The following is a 23,395-nucleotide window of genomic DNA, read 5'->3' as shown; positions in this document are numbered from 1 at the left end:
CTGGGTGCGGGCGGGGTTTAGCGCGGTAGTTCGATTCGTGCGGTTTCGCCGGGCACCTGCGGCCAGTCCTGTGCGGCCCAACGCTGGCGCGCCTGTTCGATCAGGGCCGGGTCGCTGGCGACGAAGTTCCAGTTGATCCGCCGCGGGCCGATCGGCTCGCCGCCGATCAGCACCAGATGGCTTTCGCTGCAGGCGCTGAGGGTGAATGCCTCACCTTCAGGCAGCACCAGCAGGCCGCGCAGTGGCAGGCTCTGCTCATCGGCGAGGGCTTCGCCGTCGATCAGGTACAGCGCGCGCTCGGCATGCTCGGCTGGTATCTGCAGGGTGGCCCCGGCCGCTAGCCTGATCTCCGCGTAGACCGTTGGCGAACACACCGGAACCGGCGATTGCAGGCAAAAGCCTGTGCCGGCAATCAGGCAGATTTCCACGCCCATGCTGGTGCTGCGCGGCAGGCTGCTGGCCGGGTGGTGGCTGTAACTGGGTTCGCCTTGTTCGTCCGTCGCCGGCAGGGCCAGCCATACCTGCAGGCCATGCAGGCGTGAGCCGCTGCGCTGCAAGGCTGCCGGGGTGCGTTCGACGTGCGCCACGGCTTTACCTGCAGTCATCCAGCTGACTTCACCGGGGCTTACCAGCTGATCGGAACCGAGGCTGTCCTTGTGCTGCAACTGGCCCTCGAACAGGTAGGTGAGGGTGGACAGGCCGATATGCGGGTGCTGGTTGATGTTCATGCCGCTGCCGGTCGGGTAGGTGTTTTCCAGGATATGGTCGAAAAACACGAACGGCCCAACGCTGCGGCATTTGGCCGAGGGCAGGGGGCGCAGGATCGGTTGCCCGGAAATGTCTTCCTGACGCGGCTGGATCAGCAGGAAGTCGCTCATCAGCGCTCCTCGTTCAGCCGCGTGCTGATCTGCACCTCGCTGCTGGTCATCAGCTTGTGCACAGGACATTTGTCGGCGATGCGCAGCAGTTGCTGGCGCTGTGCGTCGTCCAGCGCGCCGTGCAGGCTCAGTTCGACGTTGAGGCGATAGATGCCCTGGCGCTCCTGACTGTCGTCGCGGTTCAGGCGCACGTCGAGGCCGTCCAGCGGCAGGCCTTTCTGTTTGGCGTAGAGCGCCAGGGTCAGTGCCTTGCACGCGCCTAAAGCGGCGTCGAACAGGTCGTGCGGCTCGGGAGCCGAGCCTTCGCCGCCGAGTTCCACGGAAACATCGCTGTGCAGGGTGTGCGGGCCGATGCTGATGCGCTGCAGCAGGCCTTTCTCATTGCTGATGCTGATCATTTGATCTCCTCGGGCTGAAACCATAATTCCTTGCGGCTAAAGGGTGTCGCAGGCGGTAAGTCGGGGTTTTCCAGTTCGATGATACGGCGGCTGTGCAGTTTGGCCTGGCGCAGAGTCTCACCGTGGTACTGCTCGAACAGACGCTGGAAGCTGCCATCGGCAATCATCGCTTCAAGGCCGCGCTCGATGTCGGCGGCCAGGTCCGGGCGTTTGCGTGAGGTGAAGAAATAGAAGGCACTGGGGTAATGCAGCAGCAGGTAGGGGTCGACGCTCAGGTCGAGACCACGCTCAGCGGCATGCGCCTGTTCCTGCCAGGCCACCACCACCTCGCGGGGGAACAGGTCGAAGCGCCCGGCGGCAAGCATCTGGAACAGCCCCGAATAATTCTGGCTGGTGACCACCTTGAGGCCATTGGCGCGCAGGATCGCGGTGTCCGGCCAGTCGTGGCGCTGGCCGAAGTTGAAGCCTGTGAGTTCCGCCAGTGTCTGCACCTGGGCCAGTTGCTCGGCATCGGTCGAGCGTTGCAGCAACACGCGCCAGCCGATCAGGCCGCGGTAGATAGGGATGCGGATCGGTAGCAGGCGTTCTTCCCGCTCGCGGGTGGTCATGGTCCACATCACCTGCACGCTCTTGCTGTCATGCTCGATGGCCAGCAGTGCGCGGCTTTGCGCCATGGGCTCGGGGGTTGGCTGCAACTCATAACGTCCCGGGCTGCGCTCCAGCGCCGCAATGAGCAGGGCCCGCGCATAGGCTTCGGGGTCGACGCCATCCGAGTGCAACGGGTAGTTCAAGCGCTCCAGCGCCTGCACCGGCATAAGGCTGTGCAGCAGGATAATCAGGAGCAGCTGCAGGCTGGCTGGCCAGGCGCTTTTTTGCTGTTGTGGGGCGTGCGCCATTGCGGCATTCCTGGTTGCTGAGCTAGACCCAAGTGTAGTGAGTCAATTGCCCGCACGTCTTCAGCACGTCATGGCGTTGCAATGGCGTGCTTCGCATCTTTGTCTGTCGTTCAGCCGCGTGCCCAGGCGTGTGAGCAAGGCTGTCATCGCGCTGTCATGCAGGTGTCATAGGCTCGCGCTCATCTAAAAAAGGAGCGCGACATGCAATACACCCGTTTCAGTGCCCTGGCTGCACTTGTCCTGATCAGTGGCCTGACCCAGGCCGAAGTGCGCGTTGAAGGGCCGATCGAATATGGCGTCTTCGCCAGCGACTATCAGGACTTCCAGGAAGGCGAGCGGGTGCTGACCCGCAGCACCCAGCAGATCGAGCAGGGCGATATCATTCCCGCCAAGCTCGGTACCAAGTTCGGCATGCGCTACACCCTGGTGGGCAAGGTGGCCACCGATGCGCCGCTGACCTTGCTCTACCTCACTCCCGGTGTGGTGACCCCGACCGGTACGCGGCATGACAAGTTTGTCGTGATGCAGAAACAGGCCCCCGGCGCAGTGCAGGACGTGATGGCTTTCGAGTTCACCGAGGCCCATGAAGTGGTGCCGGGTGAGTGGCACTTTATGGTGTTCCAGGATGACCGCAAGCTGGTCGAGCAGCGCTTTACCGTGCGCTGATTGATCGCCGTGTGACCAAGGCCCGAGTCGCTGAATACGCCTCGGGCTTTTTGCTTTTGCAGGCGGCACTCTGCGCCGCGCCTGGGAATACGGCGCGTGACGTGGTGCAGGCAGCGCACCCGGCAGGCTCACGGTTCAATGACAATCCCCTGATAAACCCGCCTCACCCCTCGTGATTTTCCATGCCAGCTAATTTCCCCTGACTGGTTGGCAGTATCGCAACACTTTGTTACTTTGCATGCACTATCGTACCAACTTGCTGTTTGAGTCAGTCATCACTTGCGGGGGTTTACACGGGACGGTGGAGTTTCTGTTGCTGGGATTGGCCGCATGCGCGCCATCCAGCAGCAGCCGAGAGACGAATAAAAAACAGGGTGGCCGCCAGCGCCGCCCAAATAATCTTGGCCAGAAGGAGCGTTGTCGATGAAGAGCAAAGTGCGTTTTCCCACGCTGCAATTCCGCCCGTGGCAGGCGGGGGCGGCGTTGGCGTTGTTACCGTTGTTGGTGGCCAATTCAGTGCAGGCGGTGGAGTTCAGCTTTGCTGATAACCAGGTTACCGGCTCCCTGGATACCACCGTGTCCTATGGCTCGATGTGGCGCGTGCAAGGCCGCGGCAAGGACAATATCGGCGATATCAACGCCGATGACGGTAATCGCAACTTCGACACCGGCCTGGTCTCGGAAGTCTACAAAGCCACCTCAGATCTCTCGGCCAGGTACGAAAACTACGGGTTGTTTGTGCGTGGCACCGCGTTTTACGACACGCAGATCATGGACAAGCGCAACGACTACTACTCGACTACCGATGGCGTGGAGCGCCCCAGCCAGAACTTCCCCAACGACAATGAGTTCACCGAAGGAACCCGCCATAACGCTGGGCGTAAGGCGCAGATTCTCGACGCCTACCTGTATGGCAACTGGGACATCTACGAGCAGCCGGTTGCCGCCAAGGTGGGCCGCCAGGTCATCAGTTGGGGCGAGGGGGTGTTCTATCGCGGTGGGGTGAACACAGTTAACCCGGTGGATGCGGCCAAGTACCACCTGCCGGGTTCCGAGTTGAAAGAAGTGCTGATGCCCATGGAGGCGTTCAGCTTCAACATCGGGCTCACCGACAATTTGTCCATGGAGGCGTTCTACCAGTGGAAATGGAAAGAGACCCAGCTGGACCCGGTGGGCACCTATTTTGGTGAAACGGACTTGTTTGCCGAGGGTGGCAATACGGCGTACACCACCGAGACCGCTCTGATCCCGGCGATGGCGGGTTACGACTTCGTAAACGGCCTGTTCCCTGGAATATTGGGTATGGGGCCGAAAGGTCTTAATTCGTATATGAACCAAGAGACCGGGGTGTTCAAGGTCGCCAATATCGGCAAAGACATTGAAGCCGACGACAACGGTCAGCTGGGTGTGTCGTTCCGCTATGTGGCCGAAGCGCTGAACTCCACCGAGTTCGGGGTCTACTTCGTTAACTACCACGCCAAAGAGCCGCAGGTTGCCATCGATCTGCGCGACTACCAGGGCGTCGATATGGCCACCCTGGGCGGCATTGTGGGCCCTGACGCTGGTGCGCTTGCCACCTTGGACATGGCCGGCAATGCCGAGGCGCGCCGCGATTATGTGGAAGATATCCGCATGTACGGCTTCAGCTTTAACACCACAGTGGGCGACGCTTCCTTCTCCGGTGAGCTGGCCTATCGTCCCAATGCACCTATCAGCATCGCTGCTACCGATGACTTGCTCGGCGATCTGCTGATGCAGGGCATTATGGGGTCCGCTTTGCTGGACAGTAATGTCGCAGGTGACGCGGCTTGCGCCCAGGTATCCGGAAAAAGCCTGTGCCGCTCGCAGATCTTCGAAAACTACCAGCGTGCCGAGACGTACAACATCTCCCTGTCGACCATCTACAACTTCGGCCCTCTGGTCAGCTTCGACTCGGTGATGGGTGTGGCGGAAGTGGCCTCGCAGCATATCCGTGGCAGCAGCCTGCAATACACCGCCTGGGATGGCAGCACCCGCAAGTTCGCCAGCACCACCGACAAGGCTTACGTCAGCCCTGAGAATGGCGATTCCGATCAGGTCAGCCGCGACAGTTACGGCTACACCTTGCTGCTTTCCGGTAGCTGGAACGATGTGTATGCCGGGGTGAAGTTGTCGCCTTATGTGGTGTACCAGGATGACTTCCAGGGCAACTCGGACCGCACCGGCAACTTTATCGAAGGGCGTCAGGCTTACACCCTGGGGATGGATGCCAGCTACCTGAACAGTTTCGAAGTGGGCCTGCAGTACACCGAGTACTACGGGGCAGGGCGCAATAACTCGATGCGCGACCGCGACAACGTTTCGTTGAGCGCCAAGTACTCGTTCTGAAGCCCAGGGGCCCGCAAGTACGGGCCATCACCGAATCATGGAGAAGCCTTGCATGTTGAAGCACAACACCCTGCTGCTGGCCGCCTTTATTCTGGCCTGCGCTAGCACCGAAAGCCTGGCTGGCGTCTCGGCTGAGCAAGCCGCCACCCTGAAAACCTCACTAACGCCGATGGGCGCGGAAATGGCCGGCAATGCCGCCGGCACCATCCCCGCCTGGACCGGTGGCATGACCCAGGCTCCGGCCGGCTACAAAGGTTCGGGCCAGCACCATATCGATCCCTTTGCCGGCGAGAAACCGCTGTTCACCATCACCAAGGCCAACCTTGAGCAGTACAAGGCCAACCTCACGGCGGGGCAGATCGCGCTGTTCAACTCCTACCCGGAGAGTTTCCAGATACCGGTGTACACCACCCACCGCAGTGGCTCCGCGCCGCAGTGGGTGTACGACAACACCTTCATCAACGCCACCAGCGCCAAGGTGCTGGACGGCGGCAACGGCTTTGCTGATGCCTATGGCGGCATTCCATTTCCAATTCCGCAGAGTGGCGTTGAGGCGGTGTGGAACCATGTGGTGCGCTACCGCGGCACTTACGTGGTTCGCCGCTCGGCCGAGGCGGGGGTGCAGCGTAACGGTCAGTACTCGCTGGTGACCTCGCAGGACGAAGCCCTGTTTCGCTTCTACAACCCCAAGAGCAACTACAGCGAACTGAATAACACCCTGTTCTATTACATGACCTTTACCACCGCTCCGGCGCGCCTGGCAGGCAACGGCGCACTGGTACAGGAAATGCTCGATCAGGTGAAAGAACCGCGCCAGGCCTGGGGCTACAACCCTGGCCAGCGTCGTGTACGGCGCGCGCCAACCTTGGCCTATGACACGCCCATCGAGGCCTCGGATGGCCTGCGTACGGCGGATGACACCGATATGTACAACGGTGCGCCAGACCGCTACGACTGGACGCTGGTGGGCAAGAAGGAAATCTACATTCCCTATAACAACTACACAGTCACCAGCCCGGAGGTGAAGTACGAGGATCTGCTCAAGGTTGGGCATATCAACCCGGCCTATACCCGTTACGAGCTGCATCGGGTATGGGTGGTAGAAGGCAAGCTGAAGGCCGGGGCGCGGCATATCTATTCCAAACGCACCTTGTTTCTCGACGAGGACAGCTGGGGCGCTGCGGTGGTCGACCAGTACGATGGCCGTGGCGAGTTGTGGCGGGTGTCGATGGCCTACCTGAAAAGCTTCTACGAGTTGCCAACGGTATGGACCGCTCTCGATACCTACCACGACCTGCAAGCGCGCCGTTACAGCGTGCAGTGGCTGGATAACGAAGAGCCTGGCACCGCCGACTTCAGCAAGCCATCACCGGATGACGCCAACTTCAGCCCGGCAGCCTTGCGGCGCAAGGCGTCGAGGTAGTTCGAGGTAGGGGCATGGGTTAATCGCGGACAACAAAAAGGGCACCCTCAAGGTGCCCTTTTTGTTTCTAGCGAATGGCTAGCTTATTTGCCGGCCCAACGCTTCATTACCAGGGTGGCGTTGGTGCCACCGAAGCCGAAGCTGTTGCTCATCACGGTGTCGAGCTTGGCGTTCTCGACGGTGCTGCGCTGGATCGGCAGGTCGGCGATTTCCGGGTCGACTTCGTCAATGTTGACCGAGCCGGCGATGAAGTTGCCTTGCATCATCAGCATGCAGTAGATCGCTTCCTGTACGCCGGCAGCGCCCAGGGAGTGACCGGACAGGCTCTTGGTCGAGCTGATGGCTGGTGCCTTGGCACCAAACACTTCGCGCACTGCGCGGCTTTCCGCGACGTCGCCAACCGGCGTCGAGGTGCCGTGGGTGTTCAGGTAATCGATTGGGGTATCAACGGTGGCCAGGGCTTGCTGCATGCAGCGCACCGCGCCTTCACCGCTCGGGGCGACCATGTCGTAGCCGTCGGATGTTGCGCCGTAGCCAACGATTTCCGCGTAGATGGTCGCGCCGCGCTTGAGGGCGTGCTCCAGTTCCTCGACTACCACCATGCCGCCACCGCCGGCGATGACGAAACCGTCACGCTTGGCGTCGTAGGCACGCGAGGCTTTTTCCGGGGTGTCGTTGTACTGGGTGGAGAGGGCACCCATGGCGTCGAACAGGAAGCTCTGGCTCCAGTGTTCTTCTTCACCGCCGCCGGCAAACACGATGTCCTGTTTACCCAGCTGGATCTGCTCCATGGCATTGCCGATGCAATGGGCGCTGGTGGCGCAGGCCGAGGAGATCGAGTAGTTGACGCCCTTGATCTTGAACGGCGTGGCCAGGCAGGCGGAAACGGTGCTGCCCATGGTGCGCGGCACGCGGTATGGACCGACGCGCTTGACGCCTTTCTCGCGCAGGATGTCCATGGCCTCCATCTGGTTGAAGGTCGACGCGCCGCCGGAGCCTGCAATCAGACCCACACGTGGGTTGGAGATTTCTTCGGCGCTGAGGCCGGCGTCAGCGATGGCCTGTTGCATAGACAGGTAGGCGAAGGCTGCGGCATCACCCATAAAGCGATAGACCTTGCGGTCAATCAGCTCTTCCAGATTCAGATCAACCGAGCCGGACACCTGGCTGCGCAGGCCCATTTCGGCATAAGCAGGATTGAAACGAATGCCTGACTTGCCTGCACGCAGGCTGGCAGAGACGGTGGCTTTGTCATTGCCCAGGCAGGAAACGATGCCCAGGCCGGTAATCACGACGCGACGCATGCAGAGAGTCCTTTAGAAATTGTCGGTAGAAGTGAACAGGCCAACCCGCAGGCCTTCGGCGCTGTAAATCTCGCGGCCATCGACGCTGACGGTGCCATCGGCAATCGCCAGGACCAGGGAGCGGGCGATGGTGCGTTTGATATGGATGTTATAGGTGACTTTCTTGGCGGTCGGCAGAACCTGGCCGAAGAACTTCACTTCGCCCGAACCGAGGGCGCGGCCGCGGCCGGGGTTGCCCTGCCAGCCGAGGTGGAAACCCACCAGCTGCCACATGGCGTCCAGGCCCAGACAGCCTGGCATCACTGGGTCGCCTTCGAAGTGGCAGGCGAAAAACCACAGATCCGGGGTGATATCGAGCTCGGCGACTATTTCGCCCTTGCCATACTTGCCGCCGGTGTCGCTGATATGGGTGATGCGATCGATCATCAGCATGTTCGGCGCGGGCAGTTGCGCATTACCTGGGCCGAATAGTTCGCCGCGACCGCAAGCGAGCAGTTCTTCCCGGGTGAAGGCATTTTGTTTGGTCATGCGAGCTCCTCAATATTTCCCATGCGCCAAGGCTGGGCGAATCGTCCTGGCTGGCGGCGCAGTCTGTGCGCCTGCCAACAGCCTAGTCATAGACTGTTGCGTTGTGGTGAAAGTCACAGCGTCCTGAGTACAGTTGTACTCCGCAGCCAACAGCTTGTCATAGCGCCTGTGACGCTAGCCTGCCGCAGATCAGCCATCTTGGCCACCCGCCAAAGGTCGTGGGGGCAACCAGCGCTGTAATATTCGGTGTAAATCAGCACGTTTGAAGGGCTTGGCCAGGTAATCGTTCATCCCTGCCTGCAAGCAGGTTTCGCGGTCGCCCTGCAGGGCGTTGGCGGTCAGGGCGATAATCGGCAGCTCGGCGCAGCCAGGCAGACGGCGGATCTGCCGGGTTGCTTCATAGCCATCCATGATCGGCAGCCGGCAATCCATCAGGATCGCGGCATAAGGCTGCTGCATGACCTGATGCACCGCCTGCGCGCCATCGCCGACCAGGCTGACCTGATAGCCGAGGCTGCGCAGCATGGCCTCGATCACGGTCTGGTTGACTGGGTTGTCTTCGACCAGCAGTACTGGCTGGCCCTGACCCTGATCGGCCAGCAAGGGCGAATCGAGGGCCGCTGGCGGCGCTTGCTGGGAGAAGGGCAGTGGCACTTCCAGGGTAAACACCGAGCCCTGGCCTTCCTGGCTATGGGCGCGCAAGGTGCCACCCATGCGTTCGGCCAGGGTGCGGGCAATCGGCAGGCCCAGCCCGGTGCCGCCGTAACGTCTTGAAATAGAGGTGTCGGCTTGCTGGAACGCGTCGAACATATGCTCCAGGCGCTCGGGTGCGATACCGATGCCGCTGTCATGCACCGCGCAGCTGAACCACAGCACCTGGTTGTCGAGCGCCTGCCAGTGAGTCTGCACGCGGATGCTGCCGGTTTCGGTGAACTTCAGCGCGTTGCCGATCAAGTTGACCAGAATCTGCCGGATTCGCGTCGGGTCGCCCTGTACCTGCAGGTGTTCCAGACCGCCCTGGGTTTCCAGCTGCAATTGCAGGCCGCGCTGCTGGGCGCTGTGCTGGAATACCTGAATCGAGCTTTGCAGCAGGTCGAGTAGGTTGAACGGGATGCGCTCCAGCTCCAGCGCACCACGCTCGATGCGCGAGAAGTCGAGAATATCGTTGATGACTTTCAGCAGGTGTTCGGTGGACTCGGTGGCCAGTGCCGCGTATTCCGCCTGCTCCTGGGTCATCTCGGTGGTTTCCAGCAGCTGCAGCATGCCCAGCACGCCATTCATCGGGGTGCGCAGCTCGTGGCTCATCATCGCCAGAAAGTCCGATTTGGCGCGGTTGGCCAGCTCCGACTGTTCGCGCGCCTGCACCAGCAGCGCCATCGCCCGTTGCTGCTCGGCGCTGGCACTGGCTAGGCCGTTGGCCAGGTTGTTGATATGCCGGGCCAGCGCACGCAGCTCACCGTCACCGACTTCGGGCAGACTGGTCTGGTAATTGCCAGCCTGGATCGCGCTGACCGCCTCACTCATGGCGCTAAGCGGCTGCGACAGATGACGGGCCAAACGCCGCGCAAGAATAAAGGTCAGCGCCAGGGCGAACAGGGCGAGCAGGGTGGCCTTGAACAGGATTTCCTGCTGGCGGGTATTAAAGGCGTCATTGGACATGCCAACCACGACGTAGCCCAGGTAATCACCGGCCAGGGTTTGCTGCACGGGCTCACTGCGCGCAGCGGTTTGCAGCTGAATAGGGGCCTGGAAAATCTCGACCTGGCTGCTGGCCTGGCCGCTGCCGGGGGCTTGCTCGACATACAGGAGGATATTGCCGGTACGGTCGCGCACTTCGAGAAAACGCACGTGCGGAGTCTTCAGGGTGGCCTGCAGCAATGCATCGAGCACGCCGAGGTTGCCGGACAGCACGCCATAGGCGCTTGCGGGGGCCAATTGGCTGGCGATCAGCTGACCGTTGTGATTGAGTTCCTGGCGCAGGTCCTGCAAGCGGGCGAAGGTAAAGAAGCCAGTCAGCAGCAGGGTCAGCAGCAATGCCGGGCCAACGCTGATCAGCTGCGTGCGGGTGTGAATGTCCCAGCCACGAGGCAGGTTCATAAATGTGCTCCGCCGATCCTCGGCGCTGCTTTCACCGGCGTGTGATTGGCTGGCTGACGCGGCCGTGCACAGGAGTGAAGCGGGGCTGGGTGGTTATCGATCACGCCACAACCTTGTCTGCGTTTGAAAGGCTGCATGTTAACCGAGCCGCTGGGCTTTGCCAGCGCTTGCGGGCCTGCTAAAAGCTGGCTGCTGAGTGATGCCGCCGTATAATGCGAGCGATTCGCCACTTTCAATGGTTTACCACGGATGCGTTATGTTCTGGAACCTTGGAAAGGTTAGATCCTAGCCCTATCAAGAAATTGTCCACGATGAGCCTCATAGTCTTCAGTTGTGCCTGAGGGGCAATCTGATGGCCAGGCTTGGGGGACTGCAAAAAGAGGAGCTTATGCAAAAGGCTGTGGTCTTGCGTGGGGCGGTGCCGAGAATATTGTTGTCTGCATTGGAGCGCGTTGAGTCTCATCAAACTTTAAATCTCAGCAAAGGGTCGCTTTTGGCCAAAGCTATTCGTCAAAGGTGCTCTTTCCGCTTATGGCGGTACGTCTAAGTCTTATGTCACAGCTATCTGCACATCACCCATGCGCCGGGCATTAGTCATCGCCAATCCGATTCCAGTGCTCGGCCAGCTCATCCGTACCATCCGGAACCCGAGGCGTCTTACTGAGGATAAGGCACCGAGCAGTGCCTACATACTCTTCGATCAAATAGAGAGTGTCGCCTATGTCGACACCTAGTTATTGGAGCACTTCATCAGGAATACGGGTTGCGCCATCGCCGTCCCAATCTTCGATCGTCACTAGTTTGGTATCCATTTTCGCGCTCCAGTTTCTTGCTCGCTCATCAAATTGCACTGGCTCTGGAAGCAATGGGTGAAGAGTGCCGCTTCGTGACCAACAAAACCCTGGATTCACAGGTCAGCTTTTCCCAGCATTATCGGCAGCAGCTACGGGCTTGTTTTTGATGCTCGGCTAGTCGAAGCTGATCAAATGATGCCGGTGAGTATGAATCCATAACCGGCCGGTGCCGCGTGGAACGTATTCGTGAGGTGCTTATGGAGATTAAGTCGCAGGCATTGGTCGATGTCGTTGAGAATGTGATCTGCGACGTATGCCGCTCTGGAATGAGTATTTCCGGCTATGGCCTCCAATACGGCAAGCTTGAAGCCCAATGGGGATATGGATCACAGCATGACGGGGAGCACTACCGGGTACATCTCTGTGAACCCTGTTTTTTCAGAGTGCTGAGTGGATTGCGTCGGGAACATATGGTCAATGGCATGTTTGATGATGATCAGCCATTTTCCGCTGATGATTTTGGCCTGGTCAGCAACGGTAACTACTGGGAAAAGAGCTGATGCCTGAATCAGTGGATGTTAAGCGGTTCGCTCAGGTCGAGGCGCTGGCCGTGGAGGTTTTCGAGAACCGTGCTGCCGCTATCTCCTGGCTCACCTCTCCCAATATTGCCCTGGGTGGGAAGTCTCCTCATTCCTTGTGTAGCACCGATCTCGGTGCTACACAGGTGCGTCGGTTATTGCGCTGTATCGAGTACGGCGGGGTTGTATGAGTCGATATGACTGAACGGCTTGACCATGTGCGTGGTGGCCAATAGGGGCGATTCAAACCCTAGATCTGAATCGCCCCTAGTTTTGTAGCTGTCGGAATCAAGTGATTGCGGAGGTAGAAGCGCGTGCCTGTCTGGCCTCTGCTTCGCTACTGTAACTCGGTTGCCTTGCGAGTTTCTTATGGCTAATGGTTTTGCGGATTATTGAAATGCCAGCGTGATCGAGCTGGTTCAGCTGATACGCACTCTTTGTCCTCGTCTGACCTTATGTTTGCGTTGACACGACGCGATAACCAGAATGCTGAGTGAGCCCGGACAGTGACGGCAGTAGGCTACCGTGAACCCCCATCAAGGCTTGGAGCAGGGTTTTCCTTGATCCCCAGTGGGAACCAGAGCTGCGGCGGAAGCGGAAGCCGTCTATGACGGCAAGCCATCACCAAAACTGGCCAATGTCCTAAGCGAACAGCGGAAAGGCACGTGTAGTCCCCGTCTCCGGAGCATTCCCTCTCCAGTGTTCTTCTGGCTGCCTCGCCGTCAGCAGTGAGGGTGTGTCACACAGCGCTAGCCCATGCGAGGGATCGCTGAGATACAAGAGAGCCTCGGTATCAGGCCCGGGCATCCAGAGCTGCGGCGACCGGCTGCAAACAGCCAAAAGCTGGACTACCCCCACTCCGATAGACATTTCCCAGCCTCATAACGAGGCATTTTCAAAGGCCTCAGGACTGACACCGCCCAAGTAACTGTGGCGGCGGGTTCAGTTGTAAAACACTTCGATGTAATCGAACACATCAGCCCTAGCCAGGTCGCGGGTTTTGTAGATGCGCTTGCGGATGCGTTCTTTCTTCAAGCTGCTGAAAAAAGACTCGGCCACCGCATTATTCCAGCAGTTACCGCGCCGGCTCATACTGGGCTCCAGGTTGTTGGCAGCGCAGAAGCGCTTCCAGTCATCACTGCCGTATTGGCTGCCCTGATCGGGTGAACTATCACTCGCTCTTTGGGCTTACGCTGCCAAAGAGCCATGAACAATGCGCCCAGCGCCAGTTCTCGGGCCAGCGTCGGCTTCATTGACCAGCCAACGACCTTTTCCACCACCAAGGCCAAGTACAACCAGCCCTGCCAAGTACTGATGTAGGTAATGTCAGTTACCAGACGGCCATTGATTATGGGATGTAGTAGGCAGCATCCAATGATCAGCGGGCGATGGGTAGGTGGGGGCTGTGGAGCGTTTGCCGAGCATAGATAAGCATAACTGGTGCAGTTGATAAGAAATGATAGCTATATATTTATAGGCGATTGAACTATCGTTTTTATAGCAATTCGAAATATACAAACGATTAAGGGGCTGACAAAAAGTCAGAGAGCTCTTTGCGAGTTCAGACTCTCTATACCGGATTCGGAAAGAGTTGCCCGCTTACACTTTGGCACCTGATAAATACCCTGGCGAACAAAGCAATTGTAAGCTATGTCATTTTTGCTAACTTTAAATCAGTAGCATTAAGAAATAACAATGCAGTCGTTAATGTCTGAATACAAATATACAACAAGAATAATATGTTTTAAATTTTAAATAATCTCGCAAAGTCAATGCATCAGATAATTAGACGATAAAATCTTGTTGAGTTTTAGATAGAAGACTTACGAATTAAATGATTAATAATTAGCGGTCATGGTTGTGTGAGTCGGCAACTCGAAGTAGTGAGTTTTAACATTAATGCCGAGCTATGTCTGCAGTCGGCAAATTCTGGAATGATAAATTGAAAACGTATGACTTGATAGGTGTCGGCTTAGGTGTTTTTAACTTGGGCTTGGCTGCATTGCTTGAAAGCAACAAAGAAATTAGTGCGATATTCTTAGATAAGAAGTCTGAGTTTTCTTGGCACCCTGGATTAATGACTTCGAACTCAAACTATCAGTGCGATCACTGGTCTGATTTGATTTCAATGGTAGATTGTCAAAATGATTTCACATTTAGCAACTACCTGAAAGAGAAAAAAATAACATTCCAGTATAGTTCAAGAGCTATAAATCCGTTGCTAAGAGTAATGGTTGACGATTATTTTTCATGGGCATCAAAGAAGTTATCGAATGTAATTTGGGATACCGAAGTAATAGACATCAATTATATTAATGGACTATTTCTGATAAAAAGTGATTCGTTAGAATATAGGGCAAAAAATATAGTACTTGGAGTAGGGACGAAACCATATATCCCAGGGTTTATAAAAGAAACATGTGAAAGCGTTTATCACGCGTTATCGTACAGCGAGCATGACAATATTAAATGCGGCGATAGTGTGGCGGTAATCGGTGGTGGACAAAGTGGTGCCGAAGTAGTGCTTGATGTCGTCTCAAGTAAAAACATTAAAGACTTAGTATGGGTGTCTTCTAGACCTCATTTTTCGGCAGTAGATCCGGCGGTCCATTTGTTTGATATATGGACCCCAAACCTATTCAAGGAGATGCATTCGCTAACGCCAAGTCGTCGCAAATACCTTACCGACTCTTTGCTGTCAACTAGTGACGGAATCGATCCAAATACGTTATCGCAGGTATGTGCGTCGATTTTTGACAAGATCCACTATACAAGCAAGAGTTTTGATCCGAAAGTAATTTCAAATCAAAGATTAATCAAGATAATTAGGGAGAACAATAAGCAGTATATAGTCACTCGAAACGAGCTTACTGGAATAGAATATAAATTCCACGCAGATAAAATAATACTGGCAACGGGTAACAAGAGAGACTATGCATCACTTCTGAAAACAATAAGCAATGAATACCCGGAAATTTTAGACCCTAATAACTTCAACATTGATCACTCAGTCAAGTGGAGCCAAGGTGAAAAAAATAAAATATTTATTAGGAATGCGGGGTTTGAGTCGTTTGGAATTCAAGAGCATAGCGTATGGATTCAATCCTGGGTGTCAACATTAATAGTTAATACATTGCTGGGCTATGAAAAATATGCACCAACCCCAGAGCGCTCATTGCATAAGTACACAGACGATCTAAAGGATTATGTTTATTCAGGTGAACTGGTTGTCGATTCCTCACAAAACACATTGAATAATAAATATATCGAGGCGTGACGATATGACTCCATTTCAAGCTGTTCTCGAAGAGTCATTTCGTATAAATAAAAAACACACAGCAATACAGGTCGGCGCAATATCATATACATATGATGCGCTGAGATTCGATGTCGGAGTTGTACTTGAAAATTTAAAGCGCTTGGACGTAAATGAAAATACGGTATGTAATTTATCAGGGCCACTCAGCTACAAATTCATAGCGATATTAATAGCGCTCCATTACAGGAACGCAATAGTGCATATTATTGATGGTGAGGAAAATGCGCTAGACCGGATGATGATTGAAACTAAATTAAACATCAAGTGCCAAGTATTAGACATTTATTTTTCAGCGCGAGTAGATGTGGGTGAAAGGCATGGTGTTGACGCTGACGAATTGTTCGCAGTAAACCAAGCTGTCAGCGAACCGTTTAAGCTAGACATTCGCGGAGATGATCCTGCATATATAATTAAAACTTCAGGAAGCACAGGCGAGCCTAAATATATATTAGGGAAAACAGGAAGTCTTTGCCATTTTAGCATGTGGCTTCGTGATGAATATTTAACAGCAAACTCTAAAGTAATCTGCCTGCTAGGAATTACTTTCGACGGTATATACAGGGCTTTGTTATCTACATTGTTTGCTGGGGCGAGCGTGCATATCCCAGAAAAACCAACACCGATAACGTCGCGCGAAAATCTTGCTCTAATAGCAAAGTGCAACATAAACATAATACATGCAACGCCCACAACCATTAACAGGTGCATAAGCCAAATTGATTCCCGCCTATCCGTGTTTAGCGCACCTATTATATTGCTTGGCGGAGAGGCGGTAACCGTTGAGCTTGCAAGTCGATTGAAAGATGTATTTGGACACGATGCGCGAGTAATAAATCTGTATGGCGCTACCGAAACCACTAATGCTAAAACATATTATGAGTACGGATCATCCTATATAGGTGAAGGCGATGGTTGTTTGCCTGCGGGCACTCCAATTCCTGAGTGCAGCATAGTTATTGGCATATCTGATAAAACTAAATACGCAAAGAGCAACGAAATTTGCATAATTACGCGCCATGCAGCTTTAGGTTATCTGCCAAAAAGTTTGCCGCTTAACAAGTTAGCTTTTGATATGAGTGGTGAGGAAGTTGTTTACTATACAGGAGATCATGGATACATCGATGATTTCAATCAGCTGCGCGTACTAGGAAGGTTAGATTACACAGTTAAGGTCGCTGGGAAGTTTTTAGGTTTCTCCGATATTGAGGGAATGATTGGAGAATGTTTAATGCAAAATACGCTGATTAAGATTGTCAAAGAATTACGTGACCTGAACTCTGGGTTAAATGTTGTCATTGATGCAGTATCGATCTCTTCTGATCAATATCTTTCGATTAAAGCATTAATGCTAGACGATATTGGATTTAGCAAATTTAATTTATACCTGTTGCCAAATTTTCCTTTGCTACCCTCTGGAAAGGTAAACATTGAACAAATCGCAGAAAAAATTAAAGCAGGCGCTCAATTATATGGCTTGCACAATAAAGTTATGCTGCAAGAAAAAAAAGCCCTGCTTGATATTTTAAAAAAATTCAGGATAACCCAAATAAATATAAATCACCGCCTAGGCGATATGGGGATATCGTCATTAAAGTCCGTTGCTATATATGATGAAATTAATTCATTGCTTTGTAATGAGGTCGAATATGAAATCATGTTCAATACGATGACTATAGGCGATCTAGATGTGCATTTAAACACTCTTGAATTTTTAAAGTGATAGTAGAGGTGTGGCTGAATGAGTTCATTACTGAATAACAATGCCAAAGAGTATGAGTACAGCGACAGCTTACCGCAGTTGCTGAGTGCGATAATGGTTAGTCAGTCCGGGATTCTAATAAGCATGACTGACGACGTACGCTTGAGTTTACATATTGGCCTGGAGTGCAAAGCTTTAGGAATTCCATTTTTCTCCAGTGCAAGTGAATATCGAAGTAGTGATTTAATAAAGGGCGACTTCGCACATTATGTATTGTCAAGAAAAATATGTAAGTCTAATGCCGTTGATTTTTTCAATGTCATTTTCGGGTGTGCCACTCACGTGATTCGGTCAGCTGATTATAAAGAATTAGAGCTAAATTATATGGAACCTGATTGTGCGAGTTAATATTGTTGGCGGTGGAATTATTGGAGTCGTATGCGCATATTATTTATTAAGGAGCGGTTGTGAAGTTGTATTGATAGAGAAAGAAAGCGCACTCGGATCAAAGTCAACTTATGCAGCAGGCGGCATAATGATGCATAACTGCTGGAATCCACGCTCCGGATTGTGGCATGAATTTGCTGAACAATCATTCTCAGCAAATAAACGATTGGAACAAGAATTGTTCGATGGTTCAATTAATAAAGTCTGGAGCTGGTGTGGCAGATTACACTTGGCAACAAATGATAAAGAATTAACAACTTTCAAAAGTTTTTATGACTCTGATTCGGCAAAATATGATTGCTCTTGGATTTCCGAGGCGGATATTTGTAAAGTTGAGCCTAGTTTTAGCGGGCACTCTGTTGGGGGCTATTTAAATAATGGTGAAGGAAAAATTTCGCCCCTCGACCTAATTGATTTATTAGTTGACGAGATGTCCAATAGTAAAAATTTTACACTAGTATTGTCAGAGTCAATTTCTGAAATTATTAAAAAGAATGAATTCGAATTGGCGGGTGTAAAGTCACCTCGCGGAAATGTTTACTACGCTGACAAAGTTGTATTTTGCGCGGGGGCATACTCAACTAGTCTCAAAAATATTAATGTATATCCTAAAAAAGGCCAAGCTATATTGTTTGATAAAGTCCCACCTCCATTCAAAAAAATCACATACATAAATGGTGTTTGGTTTGTGCCTAGAGGCGAGTCATTTATGATTGGAGCTACAGTGGAGGATGACAATTTTAATGAAGCTACGAATATTTCTGGTCTGAACTATATCTTAAGCAAAGCCACGCAGGTGGCACCATGGCTAACGTCAGTCAATACATCTAATTTCAAAATGATTGCAGGGCTAAGACCCTACGCAGCCCAAGACCATCCACTAATTGAATATGATAGTGAATACTCTAATTTATTATGGGTAACTGGTCATGGAAGCAATGGGATATTTTTTGCTGCGCGAACTGGAGAAATAGTTGCTGCGGCAATCTCTAGTGGGGAGTTATGTACTGTATGAAATGCCTGTAAGATAATTATCTTAAATCTTATAGCGTTAATATTTGCTTCTATAAGCATTGACGAAATGCGCTGCTAGTGTAATTGCTTATTAAGTATTTATTGGTATATTTAGGATTAGGGGTATCGGATGCTAGACAGTCTTATTGGAAATACACCAATTGTTAAATTTAAATCGCTGTCGATCGATAGCTCGATTTTTGGAAAGCTTGAGTTTTTAAATCCTGGTGGTAGTTTAAAAGATAGAACCGCCCTGTCGCTAATTAATGCTGCCGAGTCATCAGGTAAGCTAAAATATGGAATGACAATTGTAGAGTCGAGCTCTGGAAACCTAGGGATTGCCCTTGCAATGCTTTGTGCCGCGCGCGGATATAATTTCATTTGCGTTGTCGACATAAAAACTCCAAAAGCAACGATTGATATTTTATCAATATTTGGGTCTGAAGTTATTATAGTAGAAAAGGGCGAAGCTGTAGGTGGTATGCAAGCGGCTAGAATTAAAATTGTTCAAGAACTAGTGAAAAGCAACCCAAACACGATTAATTTAGATCAATACAACAACCCAGCTGCGCAAAGTATTCATGCTGTAACGGCAGAGGAGATTTGTAATTATGGATTGTCTTCTATTGAATACCTTGTGTGCTCTGTTAGCACAGGAAGCCATGTAAGTGGGATATCAGTCAAGCTAAAGGAGGCTTACCCAAAATTGAAAGTAGTAGCTGTTGAACCTGTTGGTTCTGTAGTGTTTGGTGGTAAATTTTTGCCATTCAAACAAAATGGTGTCGGCTTGAGTTTTGTTCCAGGAAATTACAATCGCGATATTATTGATATCCAAATTAAAGTTACAGATGACTCTGCATTTAAGATGGTTAAATATATTGCAAGACGTGAAGGAATACTTCTAGGTCCATCTTCTGGAGGTGTTTTAACTGCTGCTCAGCATATTGCAACAAATTATAAAGGTGTGAATATTGTCTCTATTCTGCCTGATGGTGGTGCAAAATATGCTTCGCAGATTAAAGAAATCACTGAAGGGTTAGGCTGTGATTAAAGTACTAGTTAACGGTTATAAAGGTAAAATGGGTGCGCTGGCGACAGAGTATTTGCGTGAGTTAAGTGATATCACTGTTTGTGGCACAAGCACGTCAAGCGATGATCTAGCTGAAAAAATACAAGAACACACCCCTGATGTTGTCTTAGAACTAACAACAGCCAGCGTAGCATTTGATAATGCGATGTTAATTATGAGCGGTGGTGCTAGACCTGTAATTGGCTCAAGTGGGCTACGGGATGATGATATTTCACGTTTAAAGGCTCTTGCAAAGGCAAGAGGTGTATCAGGTGCATACATCCCTAATTTTTCAATTGGTGCTGTATTAATGCAGCGGCTTTCAGAAGCTGCAAATAAGTACATGAAGAATGTTGATATAATTGAATGGCATAATAAATCAAAAATTGATTTTCCCTCAGGCACTGCTGTTCATAGTGCAAGTAAATTGTTAAGTGAAGGGGCGTTTGGTCATTCGTCTGCAACAATAGTTAATAATATACCTATTCATTCTGTTCGTCTTTTTGGGGTTGTGGCTAGGCAGGACATTATATTTTCAGAGCCGCATGAGCAGCTCACCATAAGCCATATTTCATTGGATAGAGCGTGCTTTATGGAGGGCGTTGCGCTATCCATTAGATCTGTAGTGGATAGCTCAGAATTTTCTGTTGGGCTTGACTCTTTTATGACGATTTAACGGAGCGTATATTTATTCGCCAATTTTTGACCGGGAGGTGATTACAATGTGAATATTAATATCGATATCCTGCACTCTGAAAAAAACAGTTCATGCTGTCCGTACGGGCCGTACGGGATCAATTTGTGTTTAGGATAGGTAGCCGTCGTGGCAACTTATTCTACCATGTCAAAGGTCTAAGTAATCGTAATGGCCAAACTATCGGTGATCATCTTGGTTGTTTGAAATGAATGGGCGGCTCTCAGCGAATATTCAATTGATTTAATCGCTGATCAATAACATATATTAATCCTCTTTTATGAAGTGATGGCAGGTAATGTCTGAGGCGCGCAGCAGGCAGCAGGCAGGCCTTATGGATTATCGAGTTATTTGTGCACATATGCGCTCATTTCCTCCTGTCGTAATTATAGAAGTGGCGATTGCGCCCGGGTCTAACGAACTAGTAAGCAAGTCAAGCGGCTTGGCGGCATATATTTTCGATATATTAAAGCAACAAGCAGATTTAAAATTCATTTGCGATACCACGCTCGATTACGGCCCTATTGGTAATCCGATCTTAATTTCCAAAAAATGTGATCTATTTATAAGCATTAGCTATGCAGGTGGTCATATATATTATGCAATTTCGAATTCCCCCATTGGTTTAGATGCAGAGATGATACATGGCGAAGGATTGTATACTTCCGCTATGAATCGCGTTTTTTCCTTGCGTGAACAGTATATTCACGCAAATTTAAGTAAGGACCTTGCAGCACTGTATGAAATGTTTGTATGGACAAGAAAGGAAGCTCACTTAAAACTTCATGGACGTGAGTTGTCGAAATATTTAGACAAGCTAAGCGATATTGAAGTTTCCGCTTCTGCGAAAAGCTGTGTTCAATTTGTTAGCTTTTTGGTTAAGGTGGACGTTCTTATAAGCATTTGCTTCTACGGTTATTAATATCGGGGCTATATATGTTTAAAAAAACCTACATGCATTCTTTGAGCTATTCTTTTGATGAGAAATCCTCAGTTGTTGATTATTATAACGCCTCAGATTTAGCGTCTTCTCGTGAAGCGCTTTTATCTGCAGGCTATAGTGATTTATTGCTTTCGAAAACTGATCTTGTTGAAATGCTGAAATCAGCAGCCATTAAGACACTGAAATGCTTTAGTGGCCTAGTTGACTGCGTGGTGATAGTAAGTAGTTCGTTTGTTGACTTTAAAGAATTTGAAGTTTCTTTAGAGCGTATGCTCGAAGAGTTATGTATCGGTCATGCTCACGTACATTTATCAACACTTTCACAGTGCTCAAATTTTTCAAATTCTATTTCGCTCTGCGATGCTCTAATTAAATCAGATAAATATTCAAATATATTATTGATATTTGCCGATAAATTTGACTCCAAAACTGGCCCGCAAAGAAATTTATATGATAACTCAGTCCTGTTAAGCGATGGCTCTGCTGCGTGCATAATTTCAAATGCACATTTTGGAGTGTCGGCATACGAAGTGATGGGGGTGGATTTATACTCAGATAAAAGCTGTCGTCTATTAGATGCCTCTGGATTTCCTTCAGATGCTCTTGATGCAAGCAGACGCTTCATAGCAGCACATAAAAAACTTAGTACATTTCTAGGTGAGCAGCACTTTGATTACTTGGTAACAAATAACTACAGTGCCGAGACGGTGGCTGAAATTATTGACTTTCTAAATCCGAATTTTAGCGTTCTTTATACCGCGTCAATTGAAAAATACGCTCATACATATAGCGCTGATCCAATTTTTTCATTGTCAGATTTGGCGCAGCATCTTGAGTGTGGTAACACAGCTCTGATTGCCACGACTGGAGTCACATCGTGGGGTGTTGTTTTGCTTAAATATATTGAAGGGCGCTCTAGTGAAACTCAGTAAGGTTTATAATCAGATTTATATTATAGGAATTTCAAAATTTCTTACCCAGCTTGCATTCTATCTTGTTGAGCCATTAGTAGTTTTAATCATGCTTAACAAAGGCTTTAGTGCCATTATGTCGGGGGCTTTTGCTTCAATGATCTGGGTTGCATCTGTTCTAGCGGCTCCATTTACAGAAAAATTAATTAGTGCATTTGGTTTGCGGAACGTTTTTCTGTTTACGGCCGTACTTAACTTGATTTCATTTTACATGTTGTCAACGGCAAGTATGTATAGTGTTTTATTGCTTTCAGCTTTCTTACTTGGTGTCTCTGGTGGTGTTAGATGGGTTTCCTCTGAGGCCGCTGTGGCCGAGCTAGCTCCGGAGAAAACTAAGGGTATGGTAATTGGTGCATATGAAACCTTTATGGGTTTGACTTTTATGCTTGGTCCTTTTCTTGCTAGTACCCTTAACTCTCTAAAGGACGGACCTTACATCGCAGCATATTGTCTCGTTTCCGCAAGTATTATAGCTTCTCTTTTTATTAAGAAAATTCATGTTACTGAAAGTGGCGAAGAGACTAGTGTTCGGCCTTGGAATATTATTATTAAAAGTCCTGGTCTCGTGATAGCTGCTTTTATTGGAGGGTTCTATGAGAGTGGTCCTTCTACTATAGTATCTGTTTATGCTATGCATGCAGGGTTTACAATCTCTGGAGCATTAGCGCTGATATCGGTAATTGGATTGGGTAGTTTTTCTTTGCAATTTCCAATTGGTTTTCTTTCCGATAGGTTTTCTGCTCACAAAGTAATTATTGTTTCAATTGCCTTAACTAGCTGCGCATCTTCGCTTTTGTTTTTTACGACCAGTTTAAGCTGGCCGTTATGGGTGGTTTCTTTTATATTTGGAGGCGTCGGTGGTTGTATATTTACTGTTGCCATGATTGAGCTTGGGAGCTCATATAAGGGGAGTCAATTAATTGGTTCTACTGCCTGTATTGCCGTTTTTTATACGCTTGGAAGCTCAATAGCACCTGTTATATCTGGAGTGTTCTACCAGATTGATGGGTTCTATGGAGTACCAAGCTTCCTGATAATTATAGGGCTTTTGGCCATTGCATTAATACTGAAGGTTCCGCGGTGTAGTGCTGCAATGTCGAGCTATTCACCTGAGCGTAAAGCTGCCCTTTTAAGCAAATTACTGCCGCCACAAAACATGTCCGTGGCCGAGTTGTCGTGTCAAGAAGGCATCTCGCAGGCCACCCTGCATGCTTGGCGAGCCAAGCTCAAGGCAGGAGGCGCGGTGGTGCACGGAGACAAGAACAATGCCGATGACTGGCCAGCCGAAGCGTAAGCGCTCCATAAGCCCC

At 50.9% G+C, this 23,395-nt stretch carries 19 protein-coding genes and 4 pseudogenes; 15 read left to right on the top strand and 8 right to left on the bottom strand.

Annotated features, from left to right (window positions below; genetic code table 11):
* Positions 1–17 precede the first annotated feature (17 nt).
* Genes WBK23_RS13560 through WBK23_RS13550 form a run of 3 tightly spaced genes read right to left on the bottom strand, consistent with a single transcriptional unit; the run spans position 18 to position 2,172 of the window.
* Complete coding sequence (locus WBK23_RS13560; RefSeq protein ID WP_424484459.1) at positions 18–878, bottom strand: pirin family protein; 861 nt, start codon at positions 876–878, stop codon at positions 18–20.
* Complete coding sequence (locus WBK23_RS13555; protein ID WP_424484458.1) at positions 878–1,276, bottom strand: OsmC family protein; 399 nt, start codon at positions 1,274–1,276, stop codon at positions 878–880. The genes WBK23_RS13560 and WBK23_RS13555 overlap by 1 nt, the downstream gene beginning before the upstream one ends.
* Positions 1,273–2,172, bottom strand: coding sequence for a substrate-binding periplasmic protein (locus WBK23_RS13550; protein WP_424484457.1), 900 nt, complete (start codon positions 2,170–2,172; stop codon positions 1,273–1,275). Before WBK23_RS13550 ends, WBK23_RS13555 begins: the two co-directional genes overlap by 4 nt.
* Before the next feature lie 201 nt (positions 2,173–2,373).
* Between WBK23_RS13550 and WBK23_RS13545 the strand changes: the two genes are divergently transcribed.
* The 3 genes from WBK23_RS13545 to WBK23_RS13535 all read left to right on the top strand — a co-directional run bounded on the left by WBK23_RS13545 (position 2,374) and on the right by WBK23_RS13535 (position 6,628).
* The gene (locus tag WBK23_RS13545; protein WP_424484456.1) at positions 2,374–2,838 is read left to right on the top strand and encodes a DUF3859 domain-containing protein; all 465 of its coding nucleotides are present in this window, start codon (positions 2,374–2,376) and stop codon (positions 2,836–2,838) included.
* A gap of 423 nt (positions 2,839–3,261) precedes the next feature.
* Positions 3,262–5,205, top strand: a complete 1,944-nt coding sequence (locus tag WBK23_RS13540; RefSeq protein ID WP_424484455.1) for a DUF1302 domain-containing protein — start codon at positions 3,262–3,264, stop codon at positions 5,203–5,205.
* Between the two features lie 52 nt (positions 5,206–5,257).
* Entirely contained in the window at positions 5,258–6,628 is a 1,371-nt protein-coding gene (locus WBK23_RS13535; protein WP_424484454.1) for a DUF1329 domain-containing protein, read from the top strand.
* A gap of 83 nt (positions 6,629–6,711) precedes the next feature.
* Here WBK23_RS13535 and fabB read toward each other — a convergent pair whose 3' ends face one another.
* The 4 genes and pseudogenes from fabB to WBK23_RS13515 form a co-directional block, all read right to left on the bottom strand.
* Positions 6,712–7,932: a beta-ketoacyl-ACP synthase I gene (gene fabB, locus WBK23_RS13530; RefSeq protein ID WP_424484453.1), complete on the bottom strand. Its 1,221-nt coding sequence runs from the start codon at positions 7,930–7,932 to the stop codon at positions 6,712–6,714.
* A gap of 12 nt (positions 7,933–7,944) precedes the next feature.
* Complete coding sequence (gene fabA / locus WBK23_RS13525) at positions 7,945–8,460, bottom strand: 3-hydroxyacyl-[acyl-carrier-protein] dehydratase FabA (RefSeq protein ID WP_304867185.1); 516 nt, start codon at positions 8,458–8,460, stop codon at positions 7,945–7,947.
* A gap of 189 nt (positions 8,461–8,649) precedes the next feature.
* Positions 8,650–10,557, bottom strand: a complete 1,908-nt coding sequence (locus tag WBK23_RS13520) for an ATP-binding protein (protein ID WP_424484452.1) — start codon at positions 10,555–10,557, stop codon at positions 8,650–8,652.
* A gap of 590 nt (positions 10,558–11,147) precedes the next feature.
* Positions 11,148–11,369 (bottom strand): annotated as a pseudogene (locus WBK23_RS13515) (AbrB/MazE/SpoVT family DNA-binding domain-containing protein).
* A gap of 239 nt (positions 11,370–11,608) precedes the next feature.
* Between WBK23_RS13515 and WBK23_RS13510 the strand changes: the two are divergent.
* Together WBK23_RS13510 and WBK23_RS13505 are read left to right on the top strand one after the other, a co-directional pair.
* The gene (locus tag WBK23_RS13510; protein WP_424484548.1) at positions 11,609–11,911 is read left to right on the top strand and encodes a hypothetical protein; all 303 of its coding nucleotides are present in this window, start codon (positions 11,609–11,611) and stop codon (positions 11,909–11,911) included.
* Positions 11,911–12,120 (top strand): antitoxin Xre/MbcA/ParS toxin-binding domain-containing protein, encoded by a 210-nt coding sequence (locus WBK23_RS13505; RefSeq protein WP_424484451.1) that lies wholly within the window; start codon positions 11,911–11,913, stop codon positions 12,118–12,120. The genes WBK23_RS13510 and WBK23_RS13505 overlap by 1 nt, the downstream gene beginning before the upstream one ends.
* Before the next feature lie 688 nt (positions 12,121–12,808).
* Here the strand turns inward: WBK23_RS13505 and WBK23_RS13500 are convergent.
* Positions 12,809–13,263 (bottom strand): annotated as a pseudogene (locus WBK23_RS13500) (IS3 family transposase); the annotation flags it as partial.
* A 608-nt stretch (positions 13,264–13,871) separates the two neighbouring features.
* Between WBK23_RS13500 and WBK23_RS13495 the strand changes: the two are divergent.
* The 10 genes and pseudogenes from WBK23_RS13495 to WBK23_RS13450 form a co-directional block, all read left to right on the top strand.
* A complete protein-coding gene (locus tag WBK23_RS13495) occupies positions 13,872–15,206 on the top strand; it encodes a SidA/IucD/PvdA family monooxygenase (protein ID WP_424484450.1) in 1,335 nt (444 codons plus the stop codon).
* 4 nt (positions 15,207–15,210) lie between these two features.
* Complete coding sequence (locus WBK23_RS13490) at positions 15,211–16,968, top strand: AMP-binding protein (RefSeq protein WP_424484449.1); 1,758 nt, start codon at positions 15,211–15,213, stop codon at positions 16,966–16,968.
* An 18-nt stretch (positions 16,969–16,986) separates the two neighbouring features.
* On the top strand, positions 16,987–17,355 hold the full coding sequence (locus WBK23_RS13485) for a hypothetical protein (protein ID WP_424484448.1): 369 nt from the start codon (positions 16,987–16,989) through the stop codon (positions 17,353–17,355).
* A complete protein-coding gene (locus tag WBK23_RS13480) occupies positions 17,345–18,409 on the top strand; it encodes an NAD(P)/FAD-dependent oxidoreductase (RefSeq protein WP_424484447.1) in 1,065 nt (354 codons plus the stop codon). Before WBK23_RS13485 ends, WBK23_RS13480 begins: the two co-directional genes overlap by 11 nt.
* Positions 18,410–18,538: 129 nt before the next feature.
* Complete coding sequence (locus WBK23_RS13475; RefSeq protein WP_424484446.1) at positions 18,539–19,459, top strand: cysteine synthase family protein; 921 nt, start codon at positions 18,539–18,541, stop codon at positions 19,457–19,459.
* Positions 19,452–20,153 carry a 4-hydroxy-tetrahydrodipicolinate reductase gene (gene dapB / locus WBK23_RS13470; protein WP_424484445.1) on the top strand — a complete coding sequence of 234 codons (702 nt, stop codon included), beginning with the start codon at positions 19,452–19,454 and terminating at the stop codon, positions 20,151–20,153. The genes WBK23_RS13475 and dapB overlap by 8 nt, the downstream gene beginning before the upstream one ends.
* 316 nt (positions 20,154–20,469) lie before the next feature.
* A complete protein-coding gene (locus WBK23_RS13465) occupies positions 20,470–21,093 on the top strand; it encodes a 4'-phosphopantetheinyl transferase family protein (protein ID WP_424484444.1) in 624 nt (207 codons plus the stop codon).
* Between the two features lie 14 nt (positions 21,094–21,107).
* Positions 21,108–22,046, top strand: coding sequence for a hypothetical protein (locus tag WBK23_RS13460; protein WP_424484443.1), 939 nt, complete (start codon positions 21,108–21,110; stop codon positions 22,044–22,046).
* Positions 21,997–23,148 (top strand): annotated as a pseudogene (locus tag WBK23_RS13455) (MFS transporter); the annotation flags it as partial. The gene WBK23_RS13460 and the pseudogene WBK23_RS13455, both read left to right, overlap by 50 nt.
* A 30-nt stretch (positions 23,149–23,178) precedes the next feature.
* Positions 23,179–23,376: pseudogene (locus WBK23_RS13450) on the top strand (transposase); the annotation flags it as partial.
* Positions 23,377–23,395: the final 19 nt, after the last annotated feature.

The organism is Pseudomonas sp. (assembly GCF_049653025.1).
Lineage (GTDB): Bacteria > Pseudomonadota > Gammaproteobacteria > Pseudomonadales > Pseudomonadaceae > Aquipseudomonas.
Note: the sequence above shows the minus strand (reverse complement) of the source record. Positions and strands in the feature narration are given on the sequence as shown.

What these genes read in the sequence shown, in the direction of transcription:
- WBK23_RS13475 (WP_424484446.1), top strand. Translation starts at nt 18,539, where the DNA reads ATGCTAGACAGTCTTATTGGAAATACACCAATTGTTAAATTTAAATCG.
- WBK23_RS13490 (WP_424484449.1), top strand. Translation starts at nt 15,211, where the DNA reads ATGACTCCATTTCAAGCTGTTCTCGAAGAGTCATTTCGTATAAATAAA.
- WBK23_RS13460 (WP_424484443.1), top strand. Translation starts at nt 21,108, where the DNA reads ATGTTTAAAAAAACCTACATGCATTCTTTGAGCTATTCTTTTGATGAG.
- WBK23_RS13520 (WP_424484452.1), bottom strand. Translation starts at nt 10,557, where the DNA reads ATGAACCTGCCTCGTGGCTGGGACATTCACACCCGCACGCAGCTGATC.
- WBK23_RS13555 (WP_424484458.1), bottom strand. Translation starts at nt 1,276, where the DNA reads ATGATCAGCATCAGCAATGAGAAAGGCCTGCTGCAGCGCATCAGCATC.
- WBK23_RS13510 (WP_424484548.1), top strand. Translation starts at nt 11,609, where the DNA reads ATGGAGATTAAGTCGCAGGCATTGGTCGATGTCGTTGAGAATGTGATC.
- WBK23_RS13465 (WP_424484444.1), top strand. Translation starts at nt 20,470, where the DNA reads ATGTCTGAGGCGCGCAGCAGGCAGCAGGCAGGCCTTATGGATTATCGA.
- WBK23_RS13560 (WP_424484459.1), bottom strand. Translation starts at nt 878, where the DNA reads ATGAGCGACTTCCTGCTGATCCAGCCGCGTCAGGAAGACATTTCCGGG.
- WBK23_RS13535 (WP_424484454.1), top strand. Translation starts at nt 5,258, where the DNA reads ATGTTGAAGCACAACACCCTGCTGCTGGCCGCCTTTATTCTGGCCTGC.
- WBK23_RS13505 (WP_424484451.1), top strand. Translation starts at nt 11,911, where the DNA reads ATGCCTGAATCAGTGGATGTTAAGCGGTTCGCTCAGGTCGAGGCGCTG.
- fabB (WP_424484453.1), bottom strand. Translation starts at nt 7,932, where the DNA reads ATGCGTCGCGTCGTGATTACCGGCCTGGGCATCGTTTCCTGCCTGGGC.
- WBK23_RS13485 (WP_424484448.1), top strand. Translation starts at nt 16,987, where the DNA reads ATGAGTTCATTACTGAATAACAATGCCAAAGAGTATGAGTACAGCGAC.
- fabA (WP_304867185.1), bottom strand. Translation starts at nt 8,460, where the DNA reads ATGACCAAACAAAATGCCTTCACCCGGGAAGAACTGCTCGCTTGCGGT.
- WBK23_RS13545 (WP_424484456.1), top strand. Translation starts at nt 2,374, where the DNA reads ATGCAATACACCCGTTTCAGTGCCCTGGCTGCACTTGTCCTGATCAGT.
- WBK23_RS13550 (WP_424484457.1), bottom strand. Translation starts at nt 2,172, where the DNA reads ATGGCGCACGCCCCACAACAGCAAAAAAGCGCCTGGCCAGCCAGCCTG.
- WBK23_RS13540 (WP_424484455.1), top strand. Translation starts at nt 3,262, where the DNA reads ATGAAGAGCAAAGTGCGTTTTCCCACGCTGCAATTCCGCCCGTGGCAG.